Origin of the sequence: Mesorhizobium sp. M0894, assembly GCF_040319725.1 — a bacterium.
Lineage (GTDB): Bacteria > Pseudomonadota > Alphaproteobacteria > Rhizobiales > Rhizobiaceae > Mesorhizobium.
The window spans coordinates 20,734-32,598 of the sequence record NZ_JAMYOG010000034.1 but is presented as its reverse complement, the minus strand read 5'-3'; the positions used below and the strand labels follow the sequence as shown (position 1 = coordinate 32,598).

The following is an 11,865-nucleotide window of genomic DNA, read 5'->3' as shown; positions in this document are numbered from 1 at the left end:
CCAGAAGTTCCTTCTCAATAGCCATGCGATGATTCTCTCCTTTCCATCATCATGGCCTCGCGCACAGAATTCCCGACAGTCCCCATAGCGAATGCGCATCATAACCAATGTACCGCAGCCCACACAAAAAGAAAAAGGCCGGACTGTTGAGCCTGGCCAAGTATGAAGGCAGCTTAAACCTACAAAGGGGGAGGAAAAATCCGACGCGATGTCCATGTGGGGCCAAACTCAGGCTATCTTCAATGACATTGCTGTAGGATACAACAAGCCAAAGTGCTCCACGGGGCAACACCACGTCGCCAACCATCCTACGCTGGAGGACGCAAACGCGAAAAACGCGGGGGACTTCCCGCCTTCCGTTACCTGACAACCTGGTTCACACGATCGTTTCTGAAGCGTCGCAGCAATCTGCTGCCCAGGTCTCTCCATCACACCAAGCTTCGCGCGCTTTTTTTACACGGCGGTCAGTACATTCGCGACTTGCCGCGCTCCTGCGGCTTTCGCCACGGCGCGCCAGAGAAATCAACCCGCTTTGCGGAGATTGCCAGCAGAAGACTTGCCGGTACGTCGGTCCTGCTCGATGTCGTAGTTGATCTTTTGGCCCTCAACGAGGTTCGACAAACCAGCGCGCTCGACGGCGGAGATGTGAACAAAAACGTCCTGACCGCCATCGTCGGGTTGGATAAACCCAAACCCTTTAGTGCTGTTGAACCACTTCACGGTTCCAGTTGCCATGTGCATATACTCCTTGTGACTTCCCAGCGTGTTTGATCCGACGAAGAGGCCAGACCGGTTCATAGATAGACGCAGCAAAAGCGAGAAATCGCAAGGCCGGATGGATCGACCAGAATACCAACTTCTCTCGGATGGCCCACTCGTCTCACAAGTCGACAGGAATTTTCCTTTCCGGCGTGAAGCCCCTCCAGCCATCCTTGCTGTCCTGGGTTATCACGGCCCGCTCGTTTCCCTCCGGCCCTTAGCTTGCCGACTTGCGTTTCGAGTTCTTGGTCGACCGTGCTGACGCGGGCGTAGCCTATCCGGCTCATAATGTGTCACCTCAATGTCTGGACTCGAGGCTTGGTCACAAATAGTCGATGCCAACTCCGACGTTACGCTGCCCAAAAAGCCATTGATCCGGGAGCAACCCCTGCAAAGTCCGACCTTTACAGGAACATTTCGCCTATGGCGGAGTTGGGCGCGTTGCCCGCGATAAGGTGCCAAACAGGTGACGCCGGCGGGCTTTTGGGAGGAAGCCATGATACGTGCCATCCCTTCACTCCACCTTTCCCGTCGCCGCGCATTGCAGTTTGGGCTGGGAGCCAGCCTCGCCGCCACGACGGGCCTGGCGCCGGTTTCTCGCGCCTATGCCAAGGAGGAACTGCAGGACGAGGACATTTTCCGCTTTGCGCTCAACTTGGAATACATGGAGGCCGAATACTACCTTCGCGGCACCACCGGAAAGGGCATCGACGCCGCCGATGCCGGTTCCAAACCCGGCGATGTGGTCGGCGGAAAGAAAGTGTCCTTCGAGACACCCGCCATCGGCGAATTCATGCAGGAGGTTGCTGAAAACGAACTCGCGCATGTCCGGTTCTACCGCAAGACGCTTGCAAAGAACGCAGTCGACAGGCCGGCCATCGATTTCGATGCTGGGTTCAAAGCGGTTGCGGAGGCAGCGGGCCTCGGGCGGGACTTCGACCCCTTTGGCAACGAAACGAACTTTGTTCTCGGCGGCATGCTGTTCGAGGATGTCGGCGTCACCGCCTATGCCGGTGCTGCGACGCTTCTGAAGAACAAGGACTTCCTCGCCGCCGCGGCGGGCATATTGGCGGTCGAGGCCTACCACATGGGAATGGCGCGCTCCACTCTATACCGGAAGGGAGAGAAAGCCTGGAAGGCCGCCAACGCCGTCTCCGATGCACGAGACAAGATCGACGGGCCGGAAGACAAGGACCAGGGCATCCAGGTGAATGGCAAGGCCAATTTCGTTCCCTCGACGCCCGACGCGATCGCGTTCACCAGGACGCCGAAAGAAGTGCTGCGGATCGTCTATCTCACCGACAAGGACGGCGTCAGCAAGGGTGGCTTCTATCCGGAAGGGATGAACGGGACCCTGAAGAGCACCTGACCCGCTCGCGACCGGCGATCGGATCGCCGGAAGAGACGCAGCGGACCTGCGGTCGGCACTGCTGGTACGGCTGCGCGACGATCACGATTCAAATCCGCTGCAGGAGTCCCCACCCAAGATTGATTGAATTCCGAACCGCGATCATTGCGGCGTTCACAAGAACGTCAGGAAAGTGCGCTCGGTTCGTTCCGATGGACGGAACGAACCGACCGCTTTGCCGAGAAGCAGGCTCTGCAGTTGGTGCGGCGAGAACCGCCAATTTCCCCGCATTGTTCCGTACGGCCGACCGCCAAGCTGTAAAATGGTGGCGATATGGAAGACACGCGACGCTCTGCCCGACGATCACATCCTCCGGCTGGCGAGCAGCCTTGTGAGCCAATCCGGATCCATTTCCGGCACGGAGGACAAAAGCCGTTCGGTATAGGGGGCATGCGGCGGCGTGAGAACTTCGCTCTTTAATCCCTGCTCAACGACTTTCCCCTGGTGCATGACCACAATCTCGTCGGCGATCGCTCGCACGGTGGCAATGTCATGGGTGATGAAAATGTAGCTCATGCCGAGCTCGCGCTGAAGCCGCATTAAGAGCTTCAGGATTTCCTCCTGCACAATCTGGTCGAGCGCGGACGTGATTTCGTCGCAGATGATGAGTTCCGGATCGGCAGCCAACGCTCGGGCGATGCAAACGCGCTGCTTCTGACCCCCCGACAGTTCGGCCGGCAGACGATCCAGGTAAGTTTCGCTCATCTCGACCATGTGCATGAGTTCGCCGATCCGCCTATCCCGCTGTGCACCCTTGAGGCCGAGGTAGAATTCAAGCGGACGAGCTATGACTTCTTCGACCGTCTGCCGCGGATTTAGGGCGTTGTCGGGCATTTGATAAATCATCTGTATGCGGCGCAAGATCTCTTTTGGGCGCGCCTTCAGGGTCTTGGAAAGGGCCTGGCCAGCAAAGGAAATCGATCCCGAAAGCGGCGGCAGCAGGCCGGTAACAACGCGAGCGAGCGTCGATTTCCCGGAACCGGATTCGCCGACCACAGCCACTGTTCTTCCACGTGGAACGTTGATGGAGACATCCTGGAGCACCTTAACCGCCCGGCCGTAGGCCGCCGTGACGTTGTCTATCGTAAGCAGATAGTCATCGGCCGGAACTTCGGGCTTGGCGAGCTTGCGCACGGCCCAGAGCGTCTTGGTATATTCCTGGCTGGGCGAGGCGAGCATCTGGCGCGTTTCTGCCTCCTCCACGGTAAGTCCATGGCGCAAAACCATGATCCGGTCCGCCATTTGCGCCACCACCGCCAGATCATGCGTCACATAGATTGCAGCGGTGTTGAATTCCTCCACGATGTTGCGAATGGAGGCGAGAACTTCGACCTGCGTCGTCACATCGAGCGCCGTCGTTGGCTCGTCAAAGATGATGAGGTCCGGACGGCAAGCCATCGCCATCGCGGTCATTGCCCGTTGCAACTGTCCGCCGGAAACCTGATGAGGATAGCGAAAGCCGATCGTCTCCGGATCTGGAAGCTGAAGACGGCGATAGAGATCGACGGCACTCCGGTTCGCTTTCTCGCGGCTGGCAATCCCATGGGCCACGACTGTTTCGACAGTCTGGTCAAGGAGTCGGTGGGCCGGATTGAAAGAGGCCGCTGCGCTTTGCGCGACATAGGCAATGCGGGAGCCTCTGAGGCGACGCCGCCCTGTTTCGCTGAGTGCCAGAAGATTGATTCCGTCGAACAGGATCGAGCCCTGTGTAATACGGCAGCCTGGCTTGGCGTAACCCATCGCGGCGAGGCCAATGGTGGATTTGCCGGCGCCTGACTCGCCGATCAGGCCAAGAACCTCCCCCCGCTTCAGCGCCAGATCGACCCCGCGGACAATGGGATGCCACCGCTCGTCCGAGAAACCCTCGACATGTAGGTTGCGGATCTGCAGCAGATCCTTGCCTTTTTCGCGCGAGCCCGGACCGCTACCTTTCATCGCGCAACCCGCTGGTTGCGTGCAGGAACCAGTCGACGACGAAATTCACGGAGACTGTAAGGAGGGCAATCGCGCCGGCCGGCAGCAGCGGCGTGACATCACCGTAGGTGATCAGGGTCGCATTCTCGCGCACCATCGACCCCCAATCAGCGGTCGGCGGCTGAATACCGACGCCCAGGAAGGACAGTGCCGCGATCGTGAGGAATACGAAGCAAAATCGCAAACCGAACTCCGCGACCAGCGGCGGCATGACATTGGGAAGGATTTCCTTGGCGATGATCCATTTCGGGCCTTCGCCGCGCAATCGCGCCACCTCGACATATTCCATCACTGCCACGTTAAGCCCGACGGCGCGTGCGAGCCGAAAGACGCGGGTGGAATCGAGCAGCGCAATGATGATTATCAGGCTGGTGATCGACGAGCCGAAGATCGAGAGCAGCACCAGGGCGAAGATCAGGCTTGGGATCGACATCAACACGTCCACCGCACGCGACAGTATCTGGTCGAGCCATCCCCTATACAATGCGGCAAGAAGGCCGAGCGAGACGCCGACCGCGAAGGACAGCAATGTGGTCGCGACGGCGATACCGATGGTGTTGCGCGCACCGTAAATCAGGCGCGTGAGCATGTCCCGGCCGAGCTGGTCGGTTCCCAATTTGAACTGCTGGCTCCACGGTGCAAAGGCTTCGCTGAAGACCTGCGTTTCGCCGTATGGGGCTATCCAATGCGCGAACACCGCAACGATGACATAACCGAGGATCACGAGGATGCCGAACCATGCACTGAAGGGTGCCTTCTTCAGCGCCGTTTTCGCACGGGTGGCGCGCGAGCGCCTCAGCCTGTGAACCTGAGCCATGGGTTCGTAGCTGGTCATCGTGGATGCAAGAGTCTTGGATTGGTGGCGATGGAAATAATATCGGCGGTCAGATTGAGCAGGATGTAGGTCGCGGCGAAAATCAGGGCGCAGGCCTGGACCACCGGAACATCCCTTGATTTGACCGCGTCAACCATCAGCTGACCGATGCCGGGATAGACGAATACCACTTCGACCACGACCACTCCGACGACGAGATAAGCAAGATTGAACGCCACCACCGTGACGATCGGAGCCCATGCGTTGGGCAAGGCATGCCTGAGTACGATGGCCATGGGCGACATTCCCTTGAGACGCGCCATGTCGATATATGGGCTTGCCAGCATGTTGATGATCGCCGCTCGTGTCATTCGCATCATGTGCGCCACGATGACGAGCGTAAGAGTGATCGCCGGCAAGGCTACTCTCCAGACATGTTCCCAAAACGGCGTCTGATCGTTCACATTCGACAATGTCGGGAACTTAGGAACTGCATTGAGTATCCAGTTCAGCGAGACCGCGAGCCAGTGCGGCAGGGATTGTGCGAACTCGGATCCGATGAACGTGTCGCGCGAGATGACGAGGTAGGCAAGCATATAGGCGACGAAAAACTCGGGGAACGAAATGGTCGTCAGCGTCACTGCGTTCACCAGCCGGTCGAACCAGCCATTGCGGTAGAGCGCAGCGAGGATGCCCAATCCCAGGGCCAGCGGAACTGCTATCAGCGCGGTCATCGATGCAAGGAACATCGTATTGTAGAGGCGCGGGGCGATAATCTCGGCGACGGTGCGCCGGTATCCGGTGCGGCTCGCGAATGAAGAGCCGAAATCACCGTGGAGCATCTGCCCGACCCAGACGAAGTAGCGCTCGACAGGCGGACGGTCGATGCCGATTTCTCGCTGGAAGGCGACGACCGTTTCGGGTGTCGCCGATTGCCCGAGCATCGCCTTGGCGAAGTCGCCCGGCAGCATTGCAATCGCAGAGAAGATGATGATGGACACGATGAACAGCGTGACCAGGCCGAGGCCAAGGCGCTGCAGAACCGTTCTTGCGACGGGGTTCATGGGTACGCGTTTCTCGTTGCTGCCGCCGCCCTGCCACACCAGTCAGGGCACGCGGTTGCAAGCCGGAGCCTAATAGCCATCGCGGGTCCGGCCCGCACTCTCACGCAGTGGCGATCCACCAGCGTTCGGCCATCTTCAATCCATCATTCTCCCAGTTCGGCGCCACCTCGCCATGTGCGAGCTTATTGGATTTGGCGCTGACGAAATTATTGAAGACCAGCACGATGCTGCCGCCATCATCATGGGTCAGTTGCTGCATCTCGGCATACATTGCCGCCCGCTTGGCCTCGTCCGTCTCGGCGCGCGCCTGGACAAGCAACTCGTTGAAGCGGGGATTTTTCCAGAACGACTCGTTCCAGCTGGAGTCTGCGGCGAAGGCTTGCGTGAACATCCAGTCGGCCGTCGCGCGACCGCTCCAATAGGAAGCGCACCAGGGTTTCTTGAGCCAGACATTGTCCCAATAGGCGTCCTCGGCCTCACGCACGACGTTTACGTCGATGCCGCACTGGGCTGCCGTCTCGCGGATGAGGGCAGCCGCGTCCACAGCGCCGGCAAAGGCGGCATCGGCGACCGAGAGGTCCATCTTCAGCTTTTCCATTCCGGCCTTTTTCAGGTAATGCTTGGATTTTTCCGGATCGAAACTGTGCTGCGGCTGCGGATTCGTGGCGAATTTGATCGCCGGGGCGATCGGGTTGTCGTTGGCCACCGTGGCGTGGCCGAGAAAGATCTTGTCGACGATCTCCTGACGGTTAATCGCCCATTTCAAAGCCATTCGGACGTCTGGATTGTCGAACGGCGCAACCGTGACATTCATCGGCAAGGTATAGTGGCCATAGCCGGTGACCTCGACGATCTCCACCTTGGGATTGCGTTTCAACATGCCGAGGGTCTTGAGGTCGGCGCGGCCAATATAGTCCACCTCCCCTGTCGATAACGCGGCCATGCGAGCGGCGAGATCGGTGATGGCGATGAACTCCACCTCGTCGAGATAGGGCTTGCCGTTCTTGAAATAGTTCGGATTGCGCTTGAGTTTGGCCGAGACGCCGGGCTGGAAATTCTCGAGCACGAAAGCACCGGTGCGAACGCCCGATCCCCAATCCGCCTTGCCGTCCTTGGCCGGCATGATGACCAGATGGTAGTCACTCATGATGTAGGGGAAATCGGCGTTGCCGCTCTTCAGCGTGAAGACAACCGTCTCCGGGCCATCCGCCTTGATGCTGGCCACGGGCTCAAGCAGCGGCTTCGCCGCCGATTTGGTTTCGTCGCCCATATGATAGCGCAGCGAAGTCACGACATCGTCCGCCGTCACATTCTTGCCATTGTGGAAGGTTGCGCCCTTGCGCAGCTTGAAGACCCAGGTTTTGGCGCCGTCGGATGATTCAAAGCTCTCGGCAAGATCCGGTTGGACGTTACCTTTCGCGTCGACCTCGGTGAGGCTGTTGGACATCGAGCCGGAGAATGCCGTTTGTGTGAATGTGTCCGGGTAGCCGGCCGGATCGATCGAATCCGTCGTTGCGCCATGTGCCATGCCGAGCTTGGCGAAGCCGCCCTGCAGCGGTTCGGCCCGGGCCGTGCTGACAAAGAGCTTGTCCGCAGCGGTGACCGTCAGCCCAGCGGCCAGCCCAAGATGAATGAAGTCACGGCGGGAAATCTTGCCGTGACCAATCAGGCTTTGAGCGATACCAAGCTTGTATTCAGATTCTGACATTTGACTCTCCCATTACGGATTTTCCGCGTTATTGTTCGTCAAGCACCTGTGAAGTTAGTTTCGATCACCTTTCTTCTACTCTTCGAATCCGTACCTCAATCAGGCCGTCACATAGATGCTGCCCGCTTCGACGGTTACTGGAAATGTGCGCGCGCGAACGGACGGATCGACCAGGGCCGCGCCTGATTTGATGTCGAATTCCCAGCCATGCCAGGCGCAGCGCACGATCTCGTTTTCGCGGTGATAGATGAATTGCGCCTCTTCGACCGGTGCAGTTGTTCCGCATTGCGGCCCCTCGCAAAGCGGAGCGCCGCGGTGCGGACAAACATTCAGCAGCGCGTGGAATGAGTCTCCGATGCGAAAAACGCCGACCGAAAGGCTGCGGATCTTGGCGATGAAGGGAGATCCGGTTTCGATCTCGTCGACGCGGCAGATGTATGTCTTCTCGGGCATCGTCTGCTTCCTCAGGCGGCATTCGCCGCTTGCGCGCGGGGAATGCGTTTGTAAACCTCCAGCGCATTCAGCCCCATGATCTTGCTCTTCCAGGCAGGAGGGATTTGCAGCGTGTTGGCATCGTCGTAATCCCAATGCGGATAGTCTGAGGCAAACATCAGCGTATTTTCTCCGTCCATTGCCTCGAGAGTGGACCAGAGATGCTGAATATTTGCGGGCTGCTCCAGTGGCTGCGTGGAAAAGCGGATGTTGCGCCGGCAGTATTCGGAAGGCAGCATTTTCAGCCATGGCGTCTCTTTGCGTAGGGCTTTGTAATCGGCGTCCAGGCGCCACAGCACCGACGGCACCCAGGCGACGCCGCATTCGATGACCACGAAGTAGAGGTCCGGCCATTTTTCGAAGACGCCATGCGCAATCATGCTTGCGACATGCGAAATCGCCGACATGTGCAGGATGGCATGGGTCTCCCAGAAGAATGTCGTCGGGGCCGGAGCAATCGCGGTCGAATTCACGCCGCCATGGCCGCCCAGATGTATGGCAAAGGGCAGCCCCACCTCGGCGCAAGCCTCGTAGATTGGATGGTAAAACGGATCGCCATAAGGCTTGACGGAGCCTTGCGAAGCGAGAACCTGAACCATGCGCGGATGATTGCCCAGACGGCGTATCTCGGCGGCCGCGAGCTTCGGATCCTGTGGCGCGATGATGATCGAGCCCATGAAGCGATCGTCCTTCGGCAGCCATTGGTCGATCTGGTAGTCATTGTAGGCGCTGACGAGGGCGCTGGCATAATAAGGATTGGCGAGGGTGGAAGCCTCGATCGGCTCATCGCCGGTCAGGATCGCCACATCGACCTTGTACTTGTCGAGGTGTTTTTCCTTCATGATGAGATAGTTGTCGGCTTCTGTTTTCGGACGGACGTCCTTGCGGGAGAAGTCCTGCGGATGAAACCAGGGACGATGGCCATGCGGGAAGGCGCCAACGGGGCCTGTCTTCTCGCCTTCAACGAACATGTCCTTCCATAGGCCGGAAAGGTAGGACTCCAGTACGGTCGCGCTTGACCAGTAATTGTGACAATCGCAGTCGACTATGAACACGTTGCTCAGCTCCGTAGCTTCAGCCTGGTCGATCTGCCGGCCGATTTCACCGAGGGCAGCTTCCGCCTTGAGTATTGTTTGATCAAGCTTATGATCCTGCGCAATATGATCGACTTTTTCGATCGGGAGGTCCCGTGCAGCTAGATCACATCGAAACCTTTCTCGACATCATCGAGTCGCGAAATTTCAATCGTACCGCCGATCGCTTGGGGTTGACCCAGTCGACGATCAGCACCCGCATCAAGAACCTCGAGAGCGCGATCGGGTCCGAGCTCTTTCAGCGCGGGCGCGCCGGCGCTGAGCCGACAGCCGCGGGACGGCGGTTCGAAGCGTACGCCAGATCCCTGCTGTCAACTTGGTCGCAAGCTCGCCACGACGTGCGGGCGTTCAACCGTTTCGAGGGCACCTTGCGCATCGCCGCACAGGTGGGCATGACCCGCTCGGTCCTGCCCGGATGGGTCGAGACACTATGCCAGGCCCTTCCAAAGTCCTCGATCCATGTCGAGTCGGATTATTCAAACCAGATGGTCAGCGATCTTAGCATGGGAAATCTGGATATCGCCGTGCTTTATGCGCCTCGCTACCTGCCTGAGATCGCCTACGAACATCTGATGGTCGAGGAATATGTGATGGTTTCGACGGCTGCCAGAACGCTGTCCGACGTGGACCCTGAAACGTACATTCGCCCGGGCTATACCGCCGTGCTGGAAAAGACGCACGCAGAGCTGCTGGCCGAGCTGGCGATCTGTCGGCTTTCGACGGGATCGGAAACTCTGGCGGAGATCATGCTCCGACGAACGGGTGGCACCTGCTATATGCGTAGCGACGATGCGCGCAGGTTCACTGCTGAACTCCGATCGTTCCTGGTCGAGGGAGCGCCGACGCTGCACCAGCCAGTCCACACCGCGATACTCGCGCGCCGCAAACACGAACCCATCATTCGCAAAGGCATCCGAGCCCTCCAGGTCGCTGTGATGTCACTGGAAGTTTAATCGAAATTACCGATCATAAAGGCAGGATTGCGCGGCTGTTCAGCGGGGTTTGAAATGGCATCTTGGCTCGACTCCAAACCTGAGTTGAATGATGAATGCATACGCGGCCTTTGCAGCCTCCGGCTTCGTCCCAACAAAGCGTCACCGGCAGTGGGCACAGACCACACCGCAGCTTGTGCACTGCCGGCGCGTGATCGACGAAACGCACGATGTGAAAACATTCGTTCTCACACCCGCTTCAGATCGAATCTTCTGCTTCAGCGCTGGCCAGTATGTTCTGGTGCACCTGAGGATCGACGGTGCCGCGGTGACGCGCTCCTACTCTGTTTCGTCACCACCGACGCGACCGCTCGACCTTCAGATTACCGTGAAACGGACGCCGGGCGGGCTCGTTTCGAATTGGCTCCATGACAATTTGATGCCGGGCGATGCGATCGAGATCGAAGGGCCGCTCGGCTCGTTCAATCTCGACGATCTGCCGCATGGAAAGTCCCTCTTCCTTTCAGGTGGCAGCGGGATAACTCCCGTCATGTCTATGTTGCGGGCACTTACCGACCGCGCAGCCGCCCAGGATATCCACTTCATTCACAGTGCGAAAACGCCGGACGACATCATCTTTCGGCTCGAACTGGACGCACTTGCCGCTCGCTTTCCCAATGTTCAAGTGACTTGCATTTGCCGTCAGGAAGACCCAGCCTGGACGGGTCCAACTGGACGCATTAGCAGTCAAATGCTCCTGAATCTGGTTCCCGATCTTCACAGCCGGACCGTTTTCGCCTGTGGGCCGGAATCCTACATGAAGGCGGCACGCCGGTGCCTGGAGGCAATCGGCCTCGCCCCTTCACAGTTTCATGAGGAGAGCTTCGGAGGCGGCAACGGTTCGCGTTCGGAACTGGCTTCAAAGATTTCGTCTTCGGTCCGCTTCGCCCGCTCCAGCATTGCGCATCACTGTGCGCCCGGAGAGACCCTGCTGGAAGCGGCGCGCCAATGTGGCGTCCACATCCCCACCGCCTGCCAGCAGGGAATTTGCGGTACGTGCCGGATCGCCAAGCTGTCCGGCGAAGTCGTCATGGATGACCTAGGCGGGCTGACCTTGGAGGATCAATCGGCAGGCTACATCCTAGCGTGCTGCAGCCGCCCACATGGCGACGTTTTGCTTGATCTCTAACTGTACCGCATCGCGGGACGAAATCGGGTCAGCCTTTGCGTTCCACGACCAAGCCATACTAATGCGACCGCAAGTGGTTAGCGTTTCGGAACCTGTTTTTCCGCCTATCACTTTCACCAGCGAGATCGTCTCGTGCACAATCGCTAGGGAACGAGTGCCCAATTGGCTGTCTTTGCAACCAAGAGCATGAAATCCCATAGCACGCTCTAATTCGCTTCGAACACATTACTTGCTGTTCGACGTTCCGGGCGTGGAGTTATTGGAAACGCAATTCTGTTTGTTTGCACATTCGCCGGTCCTGATAGTCACGGTCTTGACCTTTTTCGGCGTAACCTTGCTTGGCTCGGCCGGCTGAGCCTCGGTTTGCTCCGCATGCACACCCTTGCTTTGCTCGGCGGGTGGAGTAGTGCCCACTGCCTCGCACCGAAACT

10 protein-coding genes are annotated in these 11,865 nt (G+C 58.6%); 3 read left to right on the top strand and 7 right to left on the bottom strand.

What is annotated here, in order from left to right:
• Positions 1-522: 522 nt before the first annotated feature.
• Positions 523-735 (bottom strand): cold-shock protein, encoded by a 213-nt coding sequence (locus NKH91_RS31365; protein WP_031194806.1) that lies wholly within the window; start codon positions 733-735, stop codon positions 523-525.
• 520 nt (positions 736-1,255) lie between these two features.
• Between NKH91_RS31365 and NKH91_RS31360 the strand changes: the two genes are divergently transcribed.
• Positions 1,256-2,128: a ferritin-like domain-containing protein gene (locus tag NKH91_RS31360; RefSeq protein ID WP_352496499.1), complete on the top strand. Its 873-nt coding sequence runs from the start codon at positions 1,256-1,258 to the stop codon at positions 2,126-2,128.
• Between the two features lie 342 nt (positions 2,129-2,470).
• Here the strand turns inward: NKH91_RS31360 and NKH91_RS31355 are convergent, their stop codons facing one another.
• From NKH91_RS31355 to NKH91_RS31330, 6 genes are all read right to left on the bottom strand, one after another.
• Positions 2,471-4,102: an ABC transporter ATP-binding protein gene (locus tag NKH91_RS31355; protein ID WP_352496498.1), complete on the bottom strand. Its 1,632-nt coding sequence runs from the start codon at positions 4,100-4,102 to the stop codon at positions 2,471-2,473.
• Complete coding sequence (locus tag NKH91_RS31350) at positions 4,092-4,958, bottom strand: ABC transporter permease (protein WP_502896978.1); 867 nt, start codon at positions 4,956-4,958, stop codon at positions 4,092-4,094. Before NKH91_RS31350 ends, NKH91_RS31355 begins: the two co-directional genes overlap by 11 nt.
• Positions 4,959-4,972: 14 nt before the next feature.
• Positions 4,973-6,019: an ABC transporter permease gene (locus NKH91_RS31345; protein ID WP_031194803.1), complete on the bottom strand. Its 1,047-nt coding sequence runs from the start codon at positions 6,017-6,019 to the stop codon at positions 4,973-4,975.
• A 100-nt stretch (positions 6,020-6,119) separates the two neighbouring features.
• Positions 6,120-7,727: an ABC transporter substrate-binding protein gene (locus NKH91_RS31340; protein WP_352590893.1), complete on the bottom strand. Its 1,608-nt coding sequence runs from the start codon at positions 7,725-7,727 to the stop codon at positions 6,120-6,122.
• 99 nt (positions 7,728-7,826) lie between these two features.
• Positions 7,827-8,180: a Rieske (2Fe-2S) protein gene (locus NKH91_RS31335; protein WP_292653661.1), complete on the bottom strand. Its 354-nt coding sequence runs from the start codon at positions 8,178-8,180 to the stop codon at positions 7,827-7,829.
• An 11-nt stretch (positions 8,181-8,191) separates the two neighbouring features.
• Complete coding sequence (locus tag NKH91_RS31330) at positions 8,192-9,274, bottom strand: amidohydrolase family protein (protein ID WP_352496495.1); 1,083 nt, start codon at positions 9,272-9,274, stop codon at positions 8,192-8,194.
• A 134-nt stretch (positions 9,275-9,408) separates the two neighbouring features.
• Between NKH91_RS31330 and NKH91_RS31325 the strand changes: the two genes are divergently transcribed.
• Together NKH91_RS31325 and NKH91_RS31320 are read left to right on the top strand one after the other, a co-directional pair.
• The gene (locus NKH91_RS31325) at positions 9,409-10,266 is read left to right on the top strand and encodes a LysR family transcriptional regulator (RefSeq protein WP_352496494.1); all 858 of its coding nucleotides are present in this window, start codon (positions 9,409-9,411) and stop codon (positions 10,264-10,266) included.
• Positions 10,267-10,354: 88 nt separating this feature from the next.
• Positions 10,355-11,434, top strand: coding sequence for an FAD-binding oxidoreductase (locus NKH91_RS31320; protein WP_352951033.1), 1,080 nt, complete (start codon positions 10,355-10,357; stop codon positions 11,432-11,434).
• Positions 11,435-11,865 lie beyond the last annotated feature (431 nt).